Consider the following 14,509-nt stretch of genomic DNA (forward strand, 5'->3'; position numbering starts at 1 on the left):
GCTGATATAAAATATGGGCTGTGAAAAAATGATTTACATTTTTTCACAGCCCCCTAACGTTACGGGATTCCCTTTTGTGTCACCAGTGCTGCATGACGAAGCGGGCAGCGGCCCCCTCAGCCCTTCATCACAGCCTTTGGCGTATTATCTGCCGTTTCTCCGGTGAGGCTTCTGGACACGTCGGTAGGCACACGGCGATAGGGGAAGGTCTTGTATACTCTCTTCATGATATCGTCAAGGATGTATACATTTCTTACCGTTCCTTCATCTTCCGTGGCAAAATAGGTGCCCCGGTCATCCCGCACAGTGCCGTCGGTTTTTTTATAGCTGTAAATATCCACAACAGCCCTTGTCTGAATGATGTCGTCTCCGTCATCAAAGAGGAAACGATGGAAAATCCACTGCTGCCACTGAATCACCGGCAGTACCACAATATCTGCTCCCGATTCGTCTGCCAGACGCGGGAGGTCGGATGGAGAAATGGCGCCTTCATAACCTGTGGTATCCAGGGTCCGGTAATAGGGATAGCGGAAAATCTGCTTCATTTCCCGATTCACATAGGAAGCCGCTTCCCCGCCGTTTCCGCTGACCCGGGGAGACAAAAGGAGCACGGTGCGGGTATTGTCAAAATACCCCATCTTCCGATTCATCTCCTGGGTGTCTGATGCCTCCGACAGGAGACAGGCAGTGAGGGAAAAGAAAAATGCCAGAATGAAAGTCGTAAATTTTTTCATAAAAACCTCCTTTGGCGCCCTGCAGGCGCCGGGTTATAAGGGTTCATAGGGTTCAAAAGGGAAGGTTGTGGATTGCCCCTCGGGCAATGAGTTTTATAAACCGCCTTCAGCGGCTAACCCCTTCCGGCTCGCTGCGCCCCCGCCGCCTAACACAGTTATTTTGAGTGAAAGCGAAGAATCTTGGTGCATGCCGATAGTGACTCATTGGCCGGTAAATGCCGGTCGGTGGGAAGCATATAGCGGTAAGCGGACAGCGGATATATCTCACTGTCCCACTGTCCCACCAGCCCACTAGCCTACTAGCCCACCAGCCTTCTAGCCTCATTCTATCACTTTCCTCTGCATCTGCCAGTTATAGAAAGAGTGTCACTCTTTATAATATTTTTTCTATAGCAAAGTGATTTTAGAATTTATTTTTCCTTTATCCAAATTTCCATAAAATAACGCTTTCTGCGCCAAAGGTATCCCTGTTTCCTCTTCCGTCCTTCCATCTCCTCGGCGGTCATGAACGGTGCTCGAGACTCCGCAAATGCCCCGATTTCTCCCATTTTTCAGGGTATGGGAAAGAGAATCATAGAATGTTATAATCAAAATATAAAAGAACAATAACAATACTCCGGAGGGAATCTGTATGCCGTTCCTGTTTTTCTGGTGCCTTTTTTTATGCGCCATCAATGCCTATCTTGTTTTTGCCTATAAAACGGATCTCACTGAAACTTTTGAGCAGAAAATGACTTATTTCCTCGGGGGTCACATCGCCTTTTCCTACAATCTCTGTTTTCCCTGGATGGCCTGGTTTATGATGGATGAAATCCGTCCGGCCCTCATCTGCACGTATCTTCTTTTAAATTACTGCACCCTGGCCCGTATGATGCATGTGGATTACCACGGCCTCATCCATGCCGTCTGGGGTGACGCCCGCCGTCATCACCGTTTTGCCCTCCGCCTCAAGCTGGAGAAGATTTCCTGTGCCCTCTTCCTTGGTATTTCCACCTGGCTTTTCGGTGCGCTGGGATTTCTTGTAAGACTATAAAAAAGCCCGTGAAATCATGTGATTTCACAGGCTTTTTATTATACCTTGAAATAATTTCTAATGTATTCCACGAAAATTCTGACCGGTGTGGACTGCAGCATGGCCTGCTTATAAATAAGATGGCTGGGCCTTAAGAGAGGCCGTTTCTGTTTGTCATACACCATTTCCCGATTCACCTGGGGCGCACACTTGGGAAGAAGATCCGCCGGAATGAGGGAGTGCCCAAGGCCCTGGTTCACGATTTCCACGCAGGTCAGGCAATCGGATACGGTAAGCATGAAATGGGGGGATTCGGTAAAATTCTGCCGCCACCACTGGGTACGGAGCTCATCCAGAGAGGGATCGCTGCGATAGCGGATGGAAGGCTGGTCCGGCAGGGTACTGTAGTCGATTTTCTTGGCGGAAATCAGGTAAAGCGGCGCATCTTCCAAAAGAATATCCGCATCCGGCCATTCCTGGTTTCCCCGCACGATGGCCAGATGAATGTCTTCTTTTTTCACCAGTTTCACCAGCTCATCACTGGTGTCGGTGGTAAGGGAAATTTCAATATCGTTATACTTATCCACAAAGCCCTTCAGAATAGCAGGCATATGGGACTGGGCAAAGGACTGGCTGGCGCCGATGCGGAGCACCCCGGAAATGGAATTCGGCTCATGGGTCACGTAATTTCTCATATCCTGGTACTGCTGCAGTTCCTTTTCCGCAAAGGAAAAGAGACGGTTTCCTGCATCGGTGAAATGAACCCCTTTATTGGTACGAATAAATAAAGGGCAGCCGATTTCCTTCTCCATCTGGCTCAGGCGATAGGTTAAAGACGGCTGGGTCATAAAAAGCCGCTTTGCCACCTTATTGATACTCCGCTCTTCACGAAGATAAATCAGGATCTTCCAGTCGGTGTTATTCATTGAACTACCCCTCAACTATATAAAAACCAATGCCCTTGGTATAAAAAACTTTTGGTATAAAATTATTCTATTAGATTATACCATATTTACGTCAAGAGAAGTAGTGGGAAAATAATAGGGCCGCAAAGCGGCCCGGGTTCAGAGGGTTCTGCCTGCCTTTGGCAGGCGGGTTCAGAAGGTTCAAAGGGTCCCGCGCCCTAAGGGCGCGGAAGAGGCGTGGCTTCGCCGCAGAATGTTTTATCCAAACTGGCGCCCTTATTTTTAAAGGCGCCCACCTTCATTTACCATTTACAATTCACCATTTACCATTTCCAACAAGACTTCCCCTTTTTGACCCTCCTGCCTCTCTTCCCTTCAAATAAACTCCCTTGGATATTCGTACAGTTTCTTTGTTCTTTCCTTATAGTCCGGAAGCCAGCGAGCCATAAGGGCGTGGAAGCTGGGCGTGTGGCCTGTTTCCAGCAGATGGTTCAGCTCATGTACCACTACGGACTCAATGCAGGCCTCCGGCTTGGTGATAAGGTCCAGGGCGAAGGTAAGCTCCCCGGTTGCCACATTGCAGCTGCCCCAGCGGCTTTTGAGGATACGGATGTTGAAGGAGGAAGGCTTCACACCCATGCGGGGCGCCCAGATGGCAATATATTTGTCTATGACCTTCTTCAGTTCTTCCTTCATGAGCTTTTTATAAGCACTGGGAAAATCTTTGGTTCGTGGCGTAATCATAATGCATAGCCTGCCGTCTTCCACCTCCGCAAAGCTCACGGCACAGTGAAAATAGGCGATGGGGTATTCTTTGCCAAGGAAATAATGTTTTTCTCCACTGCCATAGTGATAGTGAGGGATATCGGGCATCTTTGCCAGTTTTTCCTTAATCCAGGCATCCTTGGAAGCGACGAAATCTTCCGCTTCTTTCAGAGGCATGGCCACCGGTACAGACACTAGAATTTTTCCTGTTCTGGAAATCCGAAGATAAATGGCCCCTATCCCAGGCGTAAATGTAATGGTCACGGGATAAGGAAATTTTCTTGTTCCCTGTTTCACTGTTCTAATGACTTTCTTCCCAGACTGCTTTCTCATATCGTTTTCCCCAATTTCATAAAAAGAAACAGAGGTGCTCCGGATATGCACCCCTGCCATTTCAACAAATATTACACCTTTGTGCTTTCCTGCAGCACATGATCGTCCGTTTCAAAGAGGGCTTTGGCAAATTCCTCCGGATGGAAACGGTCCAGGTCATCTTCCCTTTCGCCCAGGCCGATCCACTTGATAGGCACATGAAGCTCTTCATGAACGGAGAGAACCACGCCGCCCTTGGCTGTACCATCAAGCTTCGTCAGCACCACGCCGGTAAGGGGGACGATTTCGCCGAAATTCTTAGCCTGGCTGATGGCATTCTGTCCGGTGGTGGCATCCAGCACCAGGAGCGTCTGGTGAGGCGCATCGGGAATGACCTTCTTCACCACCCGGCTGATTTTGCCCAGCTCTTCCATAAGGTTCACCTTCGTCTGGAGACGGCCGGCGGTGTCGATGAGTACCACATCCGCCCCTCTGGCTTTAGCTGCAGACACGGCATCAAAGGCTACCGCCGCCGGATCTGCTCCTTCCGCATGCTTTACAATGTCCGCACCCGTTCTTTCAGCCCAAATGGTGAGCTGTTCCGATGCAGCGGCACGGAAAGTATCGGCAGCCGCCAGAAGCACCTTCTTCCCTTCCTTGTGGAGACGGCCCGACAGCTTGCCGATGGTGGTGGTCTTGCCTACCCCGTTCACTCCTACCACCAGAATGACCTCCGGATGGTGGGTATACTCATCGTCGGCTGTACTGTCCTTCAGAAGCTCCTCCACCGTCTTCTCCATGAAAGGCATGACTTCCTTCGTATTGTGAATGGTTCCTTCCGTCACGCCCCGGCGAATCTGCCGCATGAGGTAGTCCGTAGTGCGGACGCCGATATCACCGGAAAGAAGCACCATTTCCAAATCTTCCAGGAAATCTTCGTCAATCTGTGCATAGCCGATGACTACGCTTTCGATATTTTTTATCAAACTCTGCTTGGTCTTTGTCAGGCCCTTTTTGATTTTGTCAAAAAATCCCATATTCATTCCTCCGAACACACAATAATATATTCTATTGTACCATGAATCAGGATGAAATAGGAAAAATAGAGACCAGGGAACCGGATTTTACCACAGTCAGTCGCAAAAAAAATCGCTTAAATTTTCATGTATCTCTAATACTCATAGCCTTACTATGCATGCTTTCAAAATTAGCAAACATAATTTCGATTTTCCCTATTCCCATTTCCCTTTTCCCCCTGTATAATAAAGAACAGATGAGAGTGTGGAAAAGGCCCGGGGAGTGGCCACGAAAAAATACCCGGTTCCTGATCCCGCTGCAAGCCATCTCGCATAGATGAATACATAAGAGCTCCGGGTCTCCAGCCCGTTCGATGCGTTCTGAGTTTTCAAATCCTTTCCGGCCGAGAACTCAAATTGGAATCAATCGCAGTCGCGATATGAAAGCCTGAAGAAAGCGTCCTTCTATGGATCGGACAGTTTCGCCATGGAATCTGTCTGTGCGCACGCCTTTTTCAGGCTTTTCGTAGTGGTTTGAATTTCATAAGTGCAAAAAGCACCGCTCCCTCACAGGGCCGGTGCTTTTCATTTCGCTCAATAATATTTTTTATTAAAATTTATGGCGATAGGACAAAAGGAATGTAGTTGGCGTGGAATAATAATCACTTGACGTGTGGGACGTCACATCTTCCCTGTTAAGGATATTATCCACAGTCAGAATAATATCATCGGTTTTATTAGGAGAATATTTTGCAGAGAAAGATGTGAGAAGATAGGGCTTTGTACCGTAGGAATGGGCACTGGTGGGTGTCATCACCCTATCCGCCAGATAGCTGAAGTTCAATGCAGTTTCCCATTTATCCTTTGTGTAATCCACGCCGCCGTTCAGAAGGATTCTTCCATAATGGCGATCCCAATAGGTCTTGGCCGTCTTTTTCTGTGATTTTTCCTTAGTTTTAGGATTCTGATAGGTAAATCCGGCATGCCATCCAAATCCGTTCTTTTCCTGTCCTTTTACTGTCAGTTCCAGTCCTTTATTCTTGAAATCTTCATTCACCGTATTCCAGTAATCCTGACCGGTCTGCTTGGAGAAAGAAATATCATCCTTGATTCTTTCCGTAAACAGGGCTGCCTTGTACTGCCTATTTTCCGTTTCCATCTTCCAGCCGATTTCATAATGAGTCCCCTTTTGTGGTTTCAGATCCGGGTTCCCGATGATACGGTCCGGCGAAGAAATATCAAATCGGGAATGCAGCTGGCGGAGGGTAGGCAGCACAAAGGACTGTCCGAAGCCGGCATATACACTCTGATTATCATTGAGTTTATGCATATACTGTGTTTGGGTGCTGAAATTATGGTACTGCTTTTTACCGCCTGTAGTCCACGTACCGCGGCCGCTTAATGTAAAGATATCCTTCGGCGTGATATTCCTGTTCCATGAGCCAAAGGCTGCATAAATATTTCTTCCTTCACTGATTTCTTTATCCAGTACGCTGCCTGCGCCGGGGTCATGATTTTTATATTCTTCACGAACGAGCGATGTTCCCAGCATGAATGTCTGTTTATCTTCATCATTCCAGACCTTTTGGAAATCATAGCCGTAGGTTTTATTTTTTTCCTTGCTGTATGTGCGATATTTAGAATCAGTGGGCTTATAGGGCTTACCGAGGGGACTGTAGAAATTGGTCTGGTGACTGGCAAGGGAATTATAGTTGTAGAAAATATGACCGCTTAAGCCATTCATGTCATGAAGGTTCAACTGAATGAAATCCCCATTTCTTTCAAACTTGGTATTGTACCGGGCCTTTCCATTCAGATCTGCATATTTATTGCCCTCTGGTATGCCGCTGTACTTATAGGACCAGCGATTGGTGGATTCATTATGGTTGTAGAGCAGATCCAGCTTGTCATTGAACTGATACATGGCATTGAAATTGTTCTTCTCGGAGCCTTTGAATTTCTGCTGCATATGGACAGGAAAAAGAGTTATTGTCTGTCCATTCTTTTTGGTAGTCACCTTTGTACTGTAATCGGAGACTTTGGCAATCGTCCCCCATTTATTGTAATCATAGGCAAAAGAAAAACGGCCTGCATTGGCAGAGACCTTGTAACTTTGTCTTCCCCGATTCCCCAAGCCTGCTTCCACCTGGTTATCCAGTTTTTTCTTGGTAATGATATTGATGACACCACCGGTGGCCTGGCTGCCGTACATCACCGCACCGCCGCCGTGAACCACTTCTACCCGGGACACAGCACTGGCAGGTATATTTTCCAGATTATAAAGGTTTCTCCAGTTGATAGGGGTGCCGTTGACCATCACCACCGTACCGTTTTCCACACCCCGCATCACGATTTTGCTGGTCATAGATGAATTGGACGCACCATTTGGACCCATACCGGAAGTTATGACTCCATCCAGATAACCTAATGCCACAGACATATTATCTGCACCGGTTGCTGCAATATCTTTTTCCGTAAAAGTCTGCGTGGTGGCAGGCACATCAACATCTTTTTTCTCATAGCGCTGCGCCGTCACGGTAATGGGATTCAGTTCATACACCTGCTCTGCAGAAGCTCCGGTCCAGCCGGTGCAGGCAAGAGCAATCCCCAGGGCTGCATACTTGATTTTCTGATTCATACATATCCTCCCGCTGTTTTTGAATATAAAAAAAGAGAACTGAAAAAAAGCGCAGTGCGCTCCAGTTCTCATATTCCCCATAATAATAAATTATATATAATGCTAATTTAGAGATTTATTTTTATAATTATTATTTATTCTTCATTCATTATCCACTTCTTTTATTTTATTGTCAAATTTCAATGTGTTTTTTATGTTCTTTTATGTCCATGAATGACCACGCGGACCGGCAGCCGCCCCGCCGACCGGTATTTATCATCCTTCCGGGCACAGGCTATTCTTACCGAGATTCTTCGCTGCGCTCAGGATTCTGACGGTGGAAGGCGGGGCGGCGTCTCTATGACTTCGGACCTATCCTCCGCCGCCTGCGGCGGCACCTGCTGGCCGGGCATTAAGGTGTTCGCTTTGTGTGCACAGCGAACTGGATTCGTAGGGGAGCATGAGCGACCTGAGAATCCAGTGAGTCGTTTCCCCTGTGGGGCAGGCTATGCTCACATAATAGCCCGGCTCAGAAGTGTTGCTGACTTCTGACTGAGGAAGGAGGCTTGGGTAATGCGGTGTACTAAAAAAAGCATGGCTCCCTATGGGTTCCATGCTTTTGATTTGGCTGTATCAGTTGTTTTTCAGCTGTTTTTCCACTTTTTCCAGTGCCATTTCCAGGGTATGCCAGCCCAGGGTGGCGCATTTGACGCGGACGGGCATCTGGGAGATGTCTTTCAGGGTGATGGCGGCTTCCAGTTCTTCCAGCTTAGAGTCGTCGGTGACTTTGCCGCGGATCATGTCCAGGAAGAGGCGGCAGAGGCGGAGGCCTTCTTCCACGGTTCTTCCCTGGAGGAGTTCGGCCATCATGGCGGTGGAGGCCTGGCTGATGGCACAGCCGGTACCGGTGTAGGCCAGGTCTTTGATAATGCCGTTTTCTACTTTGGCTTCGATGTCGATGTCGTCGCCGCAGCTTGGGTTATGTCCATGTTCATGGACGTTGGGGTTTTCGATTTTGCGTTTATTGGTCTTGTCCTTATTGTATTCCAGGATAAGGTCGGTGTAGAGCTGTTTTAATTCCATCAGTCGTCGTACCCCATGACTTTCCGGACGTCTTTCAGTTCTTTCAGGAAATAGTCCACTTCTTCTTCTGTGTTATAGAAGTAGAAGGAGGCACGGCAGGTGGCGTTGATGCCCAGGTAGCGGTGGAGGGGTTCGGCGCAGTGGTGGCCGGTGCGGATGCAGATGCCCTTGGCGGAGAGAATCTGGGCCACGTCGTGAGGATGGACGCCTTCCACTTCGAAGGCTACGAGGCCTTCTTTTTCTTCGGGATTTGTTGGTCCGATGATATGGATGAAGGGCAGTTTCTTCATGCCTTCCAGGCAGCGGGTGACAAGGCGCCGTTCCTGGGCCCGGATTTCGTCATAGCCGATGGCTTCCACGTACTTAATGGCTGCCACGAGGCTGACAGCCCCTTCTACGTACTGGGTGCCTGCTTCAAATTTAGCAGGGAGTTCTGCGTAGGTGGTTTCCTGTTCCTGTACTTCATCGATCATGTCGCCGCCCATGAGGAAGGGTTCCATGTCATTCAGCAGTTCTTCCTTTCCATAAAGAACGCCGATGCCTCCCATGGAGCACATTTTATGGCCGGAGAAGGCGAAGAAGTCGCAGTCCAGGTCCTGTACGTCTACCTTCTTGTGGGGGGTGGACTGGGCGCCGTCAAGAACGACAACAGCACCGTGAGCATGGGCTCTCTGAATAAGGGGCTTGGGATCAAAATCAATGCCCAGTACATTGGACACTTCGGCAAAGGCGAAGAGTTTCACCCGAGGGTCGTCGATTTTCTTCAGTTCTTCTTCCGTGAAATGGCCGGTTTTCTTATCTACATAAATATAGTCCAGCACGGCACCGGTTTTCTGTGCCACCCGCTGCCAGGTGACCAGGTTGGAGTGGTGCTCTGCAATGGTGATAAGGATGTGGTCTCCCTTGTGGAGGTGGGTCTCGCCGTAGGAGCGGGCCACCAGGTTCAGGGACTCAGTGGTGTTTCTGGTATAGATGATTTCGCCGGTGCTTCTGGCGTTGATGAATTTCCGTACCACTTCCTTGGAAGTATCGTAGGCTTCGGATGCGGAAATGGCAAAGATATGGGCTCCTCTGTGGGGGTTGCCGTTATCATGGGTCACATAGTCCATGACTGCATTCACCACCGGGAGCGGTCTCTGGGTGGTGGCGGCGTTATCGAAATAGACGATCCGATGGCCGTTGACTTTGGTTTCCAGAATGGGGAAATCTTTTCTGATTAATTCGCTGTTCATTCTATCTCCTTCGAATCCAGTTTCTGTCTGAGTTCTGTAATAATTTCTTTTCTCACCGATTCATCCATGCCGTCGATGATAGGACGGATGAGGGCTTCGATGACAATCCTCCTGGCTTCTTCCAGGGAGAATCCCCGGCTCATGAGGAAATAAATGGTATTGGCATCCAGCTGACCTGCGCTGGATGCATGGTTGCCCTGCACATCATCTTCGGTGCAGAGGAGCAGGGGCAGGGAAATATTTTTCGTCTTCGGAGAAAGCTGGATGGCATAGTCGCCCTCGTCTCCCGCAGAGCCGCTGCAGCCTTTTTTGAAATCAAGAGTGCCCCGGAAGATTTTCTTTGATTCATCGTCCAGTGCACCCTTCACATCGATTTCCGCATGGGTCTTCTTCCCCACATGGTCAATGTGGTAGAAGAAATCCAGGTGCTGCTTCTTTGTTCCGGCATACACCGCTTTTTCTGTGATGGTGGAATGGTCGCCTTTCAGAAGGCCGTAGCTGTGGACGTAAATATTTTCGCCGCCCAGTTCGGCAGCGGAAAAGTCCGCCCGGGCCCCTTCGGCCAGCACGCTGTGGCGCTGGTCGAAAACTGCCACCCCTGCAAGGCCGCTTTCCAGACGGGATACCTTGAGGCAGGCATTTTTTGAAAGGTCATAGTAGGCCCCGGCCAGGCAGGTGCCCTTTTCAGTATCTCCCTTGAGAATCCACACAAGATTCAGGGACGCTTCTTCTTCCAGATGGAAGAGGAAGCTGCCTGCAAAGTCCGCTTCCCTGCCGCCGGTCAGGGTGATGGTCAGTTCCGCCTTTGTGCCGCGGGGAATGGTAATGGTATAATGACTGCCCTGTTCCAGAGCTTTCACCGTTTCTTCGGAAGCCCCTTTGAAATCGGATGGAAGGACGCCTCCTTCTTTCACAAAGGTTTCATCGGAAAAGGCGGGGCTGTTTCCTGCCTTCGGCGCTTCAAATTTCACAGGGGTATCGTTTGTATGAAGATAACGGTATGTAAGGAGAGGCAGCCGGTTGATTCTGATTTCTTCCATAATGCCTCCTTAGCCTATAGCCCCTTCGAATTCAAGATCGATGAGGCGGTTCATTTCTACTGCATATTCCAATGGCAGGGCCTTGGAAATCGGTTCCGCAAAGCCCCGGACCAGCATGGCCTTGGCATCTTCTTCCGTAAGTCCCCGGCTCATGAGGTAGTAAATATCCTCATCAGGGATACGGCCGATTTTCGCTTCGTGTCCCAGGTCGATATCATCGTTTTCGATTACAATGTCCGGAATGGTATCGGAACGGGATTCATTATCCAGCATGAGGGACTCGCAGCTGATGGAGCCTTTGGTGCCCTTTGCATTGGGCCCGATGTAGACAACGCCCCGGTAAATGGCGGTGCCGCCGGCTTTGGAAATGGACTTGGAATTCACGGTCATGGACACATCTTTCCCCAGGGCTTCCACCTTGGAGCCGGTGTCCAGGAACTGGCCCTTACCGGCAAAGGTAATGCCGGTGAATTCGCAGGTGGACCGGTCGCCCTTCAGCACCGTATCCGGATAGAGGCAGGAGGTATGGGATCCGAAGGAACCGGATACCCAGATCATATGACCGTCCTCTTCTACCAGGGATTTCTTGGTGTTCAGGTTATACATGTTCTTGGACCAGTTTTCAATGGTAGAGTAGCGCAGGGTGGCACCCTTCTTTACAAAGAGCTCCACCGCCCCGGCATGAAGATTGGCCACATTATAGCGGGGTGCCGAGCAGCCTTCGATGAAGTGGCAGGTGGCTCCTTCTTCTACAATAATCAAGGTATGCTCAAACTGTCCCGCCCCCGGTGCATTGAGGCGGAAATAGCTCTGCAGGGGCATCTTCACATGGACACCCTTCGGTACATAAACGAAGGACCCGCCGGACCATACAGCATAGTGCAGCGCTGCAAATTTATGATAATTGGGGGTAATCAGTTTTCCGAAATAGGGTTTGATAAGCTCCGGATACTTCTTCACCGCCGTTTCAAAGTCAACATAAATGACTCCCTGTTCCTCCAGTTCCTTCTGGATATTGTGGTACACCACTTCGGAGTCATACTGGGCGCCTACGCCGGCCAGCGATTTCTTTTCCGCCTCCGGAATGCCCAGCCGATCAAAGGTTTCCCTGATATTTTCCGGCAGGTCTTCCCAACGGGCCTTCATATCCGTCTTCGGGCGGACATAGGTATCGATGTGCTCCATATCCAGTTCCGAAATATCAGGAGCCCAGGGCGGCACATCCAGCTTATTGTAGATTTCCAGGGCCTTCAGCCTTTTTTCCAGCATCCATTCCGGTTCATCCTTTTCTCTGGAGATTTCCCGGATTACATCTGCCGTGAGGCCCCTGTCTGCCTTGTAGGAATACTCTACCTTATCTTTCACATCGTAAATACTGCGGTTGATATCCTCTACCTGGCTTCTTTTCTTCTCTTCAGCCATGACTACACCTCACTGCGGTATGCATCAAAGCCGTTGGTTTCGATTTCATCCACCAGTTCCGGACCGCCTTCCTTCACAATGCGGCCGTCGATGAGGACGTGCACGTATTCGGGGGTGATGAACTTCAGGATCTGGTTCAGATGGGTAATGATGAGAAGGGAATTGTTCTCATTGTGGTATTCGGAAATGTTTTTGGAAACAATGCGCACCGCATCCACATCCAGGCCGGAATCCGTTTCATCCAGCATGGCCAGCTTCGGATCCAAAATGCGCATCTGCAGGATTTCACTCTTCTTCCTTTCGCCGCCGGAGAAGCCGTCATTGAGATAACGGTCAGCATAGGACGGGTCCATTTCCAGATCCTCCATCCTTGCCTTCATAAGGCGCTTGAAAGGAAACAGCCGCTGCTGTTTACCGGAAATGGTGGTCTTGGCAGTGCGGATGAAGTTCTCCATGGTAATGCCTGCCACGGAAATGGGGTTCTGGAAGGACAGGAAAATGCCCAGCTTCGCCCTTTTATCAACAGACAGGTCGGTAATATCCTGTCCCTCAAAATAAATATGGCCCTCAGTCACCTTGTAAACAGGATTTCCCATGATGGCATGAAGCAGCGTCGACTTGCCTGCCCCGTTAACGCCCATAATTACATGGACTTCCCCCTTGTTCACGGTGAGGTTAATGCCGTGGAGGAGTTCTTTCCCGCCTACGGAAACGTGGAGATTTTCCACGCGAAGCAATTCACTCATTTGATCACCTCATAATATATTGTAACCTGTATGCGTTGGTGTACGTATACAATTGAAATCTTATTCCATTTTATATTATTTATCTCTATATGTAAATATGCCCCCTGCCGCGGAATGTCCTTTCTGCCTGCATATTTCCCCTGCCGCGTCACATTCTATCTAACTTTTTCAATATGTAATTGAGTTTATACGGATTCAGGCAGGATAAATGATTATATTGTATATAAAAGGTTCTTAAGTTTGACCGGCCTTTGTCCGGAGGGTTCTCAGGCCGCAGGCCTGTCAAACTTCGGGCTCCCCAGGGCCCGTCAACCTTCACCCCCGCAGGGCGTATATCCACGCAAAAAGAGCGGATGTCCTCCGCTCTTTTCTTTACCTTCTGTATCCCGGTCCGGGGCAGTAGTAATCGTCCCGGTCACTGCTCTGCCGGTATCCGCCGCAACCGTAGCCTCTTCTGCCGTAGTCTCCGTCACGGGAGTCCTGGCTCACGGTCTGCTTTGGGTCCTGGCACCAGCTGTTCCAGCTGTCGCCGCTGTTTTCGGCAAACACGCTGTATCCGCCAAGGGCCAAAAGACCTGCTGCTGCCAGAGATATGATCACTCTGCTCTTTGTCATAAGGTCTGCCTTCTTTCTTTTTTGGGAGGGATTATACCCTCTCTCACTCATTATATCATGAGAGGCAAGCTGTGCATTCTTCCATTACAAGAATCAGACCTTACGATTTCACGTCCGGTTCCTTGCTGAAGTTTGCATCGGCAAACCATTTGTCGTAAATCTTATCGTATTCGCCGCTCTTCATGAGTTTGTCCAGGGCATCGTTCACCTGTTTCTGAAGACCTTCGTCCTTCTTGCTGATCATCATGACGAATCCGCCGGAGCCGCTGATAATGCCTGCCTGTTTCAGTTTTTCCGATGCGCCATGGGCCAGGTAGAAGCGGGCCACCGGCTTGTCAAGGATGAGGGCATCCGCTTCATTGTCCTCCACTGCCTTGATGAGCTGGTCATGGTAGTCGTACTCCTTCACCTCTGCGCCGTACTGTTTGGCAGTCTGCACATACACCGTGCCTTTTTCCACTGCCACTTTCTTTCCCTTCAGGTTCTCCGGCCCCTTGATTTCATTATCGTCCTTACGAGCCAGGATGGATACATTTTCCTTGCTGTAGTAAATATTGCTGAAATCCACCTTGTCCGCCCGGTCCTGGGTCATATCTACAGCTGCCACCGCAATGTCTGCCTTATTGGAGGTAAGGGCCGGTACCATTTCATTGAAAGGCATGCTTTCGTATACCACTTTGGCCCCCAGCTCCTTCGCCACGGCGCCGGTGATGTCCACATCAAAGCCTACGATTTTTCCGTCCTTATCCTTGTACACAAAAGGCGGATACGTGGCCACGCAGGCCACCTTCAGTTCCTTCTTTGCGGAAGACGCTGCTGCCGATTTGGCAGGCGCCGAAGAAGCCGCCTGATTTCCTCCGCATCCCGCCATGGTACCCAGAACGCCCAGGGCCAGCACGGCCGCCCCTGCTTTCATCCATCTGTTCATAAAAACACCTCCCGAAAAATCCCATCAAGTGTTGTCTTCATTATATAAGGATAAAATTAAATTATCAAATGGGAAATGTATA

At 49.5% G+C, this 14,509-nt stretch carries 13 protein-coding genes; 1 reads left to right on the top strand and 12 read right to left on the bottom strand.

Annotated features, from left to right (window positions below; translation table 11 throughout):
- Nucleotides 1-116 precede the first annotated feature (116 nt).
- The gene (locus tag Q0482_RS02065) at nt 117-734 is read right to left on the bottom strand and encodes a hypothetical protein (protein ID WP_299142723.1); all 618 of its coding nucleotides are present in this window, start codon (nt 732-734) and stop codon (nt 117-119) included.
- A gap of 631 nt (nt 735-1,365) precedes the next feature.
- On the opposite strand from Q0482_RS02065, the gene Q0482_RS02070 reads away from it, so the two are divergent.
- Nucleotides 1,366-1,767 carry a hypothetical protein gene (locus Q0482_RS02070; protein WP_299142725.1) on the top strand — a complete coding sequence of 134 codons (402 nt, stop codon included), beginning with the start codon at nt 1,366-1,368 and terminating at the stop codon, nt 1,765-1,767.
- A 38-nt stretch (nt 1,768-1,805) separates the two neighbouring features.
- On the opposite strand, the gene Q0482_RS02075 is transcribed toward Q0482_RS02070, so the two are convergent.
- From Q0482_RS02075 to Q0482_RS02125, 11 genes are all read right to left on the bottom strand, one after another.
- Nucleotides 1,806-2,672 carry a LysR family transcriptional regulator gene (locus tag Q0482_RS02075; RefSeq protein WP_299142726.1) on the bottom strand — a complete coding sequence of 289 codons (867 nt, stop codon included), beginning with the start codon at nt 2,670-2,672 and terminating at the stop codon, nt 1,806-1,808.
- 354 nt (nt 2,673-3,026) lie between these two features.
- The gene (locus Q0482_RS02080) at nt 3,027-3,749 is read right to left on the bottom strand and encodes a SprT family zinc-dependent metalloprotease (RefSeq protein WP_299142728.1); all 723 of its coding nucleotides are present in this window, start codon (nt 3,747-3,749) and stop codon (nt 3,027-3,029) included.
- Nucleotides 3,750-3,820: 71 nt separating this feature from the next.
- Nucleotides 3,821-4,771, bottom strand: coding sequence for a signal recognition particle-docking protein FtsY (ftsY, locus tag Q0482_RS02085; RefSeq protein ID WP_299142730.1), 951 nt, complete (start codon nt 4,769-4,771; stop codon nt 3,821-3,823).
- Between the two features lie 583 nt (nt 4,772-5,354).
- Nucleotides 5,355-7,382 carry a TonB-dependent receptor gene (locus Q0482_RS02090; protein WP_299142732.1) on the bottom strand — a complete coding sequence of 676 codons (2,028 nt, stop codon included), beginning with the start codon at nt 7,380-7,382 and terminating at the stop codon, nt 5,355-5,357.
- A 612-nt stretch (nt 7,383-7,994) separates the two neighbouring features.
- A complete protein-coding gene (sufU, locus tag Q0482_RS02095; RefSeq protein ID WP_299142734.1) occupies nt 7,995-8,444 on the bottom strand; it encodes a Fe-S cluster assembly sulfur transfer protein SufU in 450 nt (149 codons plus the stop codon).
- The gene (locus Q0482_RS02100; protein ID WP_299142736.1) at nt 8,444-9,676 is read right to left on the bottom strand and encodes a SufS family cysteine desulfurase; all 1,233 of its coding nucleotides are present in this window, start codon (nt 9,674-9,676) and stop codon (nt 8,444-8,446) included. The genes sufU and Q0482_RS02100 overlap by 1 nt, the downstream gene beginning before the upstream one ends.
- Entirely contained in the window at nt 9,673-10,716 is a 1,044-nt protein-coding gene (locus tag Q0482_RS02105; protein WP_299142738.1) for a SufD family Fe-S cluster assembly protein, read from the bottom strand. The genes Q0482_RS02100 and Q0482_RS02105 overlap by 4 nt, the downstream gene beginning before the upstream one ends.
- Nucleotides 10,717-10,725: 9 nt before the next feature.
- Nucleotides 10,726-12,138 (bottom strand): Fe-S cluster assembly protein SufB, encoded by a 1,413-nt coding sequence (gene sufB / locus Q0482_RS02110; RefSeq protein ID WP_299142740.1) that lies wholly within the window; start codon nt 12,136-12,138, stop codon nt 10,726-10,728.
- Between the two features lie 2 nt (nt 12,139-12,140).
- Entirely contained in the window at nt 12,141-12,884 is a 744-nt protein-coding gene (sufC, locus tag Q0482_RS02115; protein WP_299142742.1) for a Fe-S cluster assembly ATPase SufC, read from the bottom strand.
- 372 nt (nt 12,885-13,256) lie between these two features.
- Entirely contained in the window at nt 13,257-13,499 is a 243-nt protein-coding gene (locus tag Q0482_RS02120; RefSeq protein ID WP_299142744.1) for a hypothetical protein, read from the bottom strand.
- Between the two features lie 100 nt (nt 13,500-13,599).
- Nucleotides 13,600-14,427, bottom strand: coding sequence for an ABC transporter substrate-binding protein (locus Q0482_RS02125; RefSeq protein WP_299142746.1), 828 nt, complete (start codon nt 14,425-14,427; stop codon nt 13,600-13,602).
- Nucleotides 14,428-14,509 lie beyond the last annotated feature (82 nt).

Origin of the sequence: uncultured Dialister sp., from assembly GCF_937959425.1 — a bacterium.
GTDB lineage: Bacteria > Bacillota > Negativicutes > Veillonellales > Dialisteraceae > Dialister.

Coding starts and splice junctions, on each gene's coding strand:
- Q0482_RS02065 (WP_299142723.1), bottom strand. CDS start 734: ATGAAAAAATTTACGACTTTCATTCTGGCATTTTTCTTTTCCCTCACT.
- Q0482_RS02070 (WP_299142725.1), top strand. CDS start 1,366: ATGCCGTTCCTGTTTTTCTGGTGCCTTTTTTTATGCGCCATCAATGCC.
- Q0482_RS02075 (WP_299142726.1), bottom strand. CDS start 2,672: ATGAATAACACCGACTGGAAGATCCTGATTTATCTTCGTGAAGAGCGG.
- Q0482_RS02080 (WP_299142728.1), bottom strand. CDS start 3,749: ATGAGAAAGCAGTCTGGGAAGAAAGTCATTAGAACAGTGAAACAGGGA.
- ftsY (WP_299142730.1), bottom strand. CDS start 4,771: ATGAATATGGGATTTTTTGACAAAATCAAAAAGGGCCTGACAAAGACC.
- Q0482_RS02090 (WP_299142732.1), bottom strand. CDS start 7,382: ATGAATCAGAAAATCAAGTATGCAGCCCTGGGGATTGCTCTTGCCTGC.
- sufU (WP_299142734.1), bottom strand. CDS start 8,444: ATGGAATTAAAACAGCTCTACACCGACCTTATCCTGGAATACAATAAG.
- Q0482_RS02100 (WP_299142736.1), bottom strand. CDS start 9,676: ATGAACAGCGAATTAATCAGAAAAGATTTCCCCATTCTGGAAACCAAA.
- Q0482_RS02105 (WP_299142738.1), bottom strand. CDS start 10,716: ATGGAAGAAATCAGAATCAACCGGCTGCCTCTCCTTACATACCGTTAT.
- sufB (WP_299142740.1), bottom strand. CDS start 12,138: ATGGCTGAAGAGAAGAAAAGAAGCCAGGTAGAGGATATCAACCGCAGT.
- sufC (WP_299142742.1), bottom strand. CDS start 12,884: ATGAGTGAATTGCTTCGCGTGGAAAATCTCCACGTTTCCGTAGGCGGG.
- Q0482_RS02120 (WP_299142744.1), bottom strand. CDS start 13,499: ATGACAAAGAGCAGAGTGATCATATCTCTGGCAGCAGCAGGTCTTTTG.
- Q0482_RS02125 (WP_299142746.1), bottom strand. CDS start 14,427: ATGAACAGATGGATGAAAGCAGGGGCGGCCGTGCTGGCCCTGGGCGTT.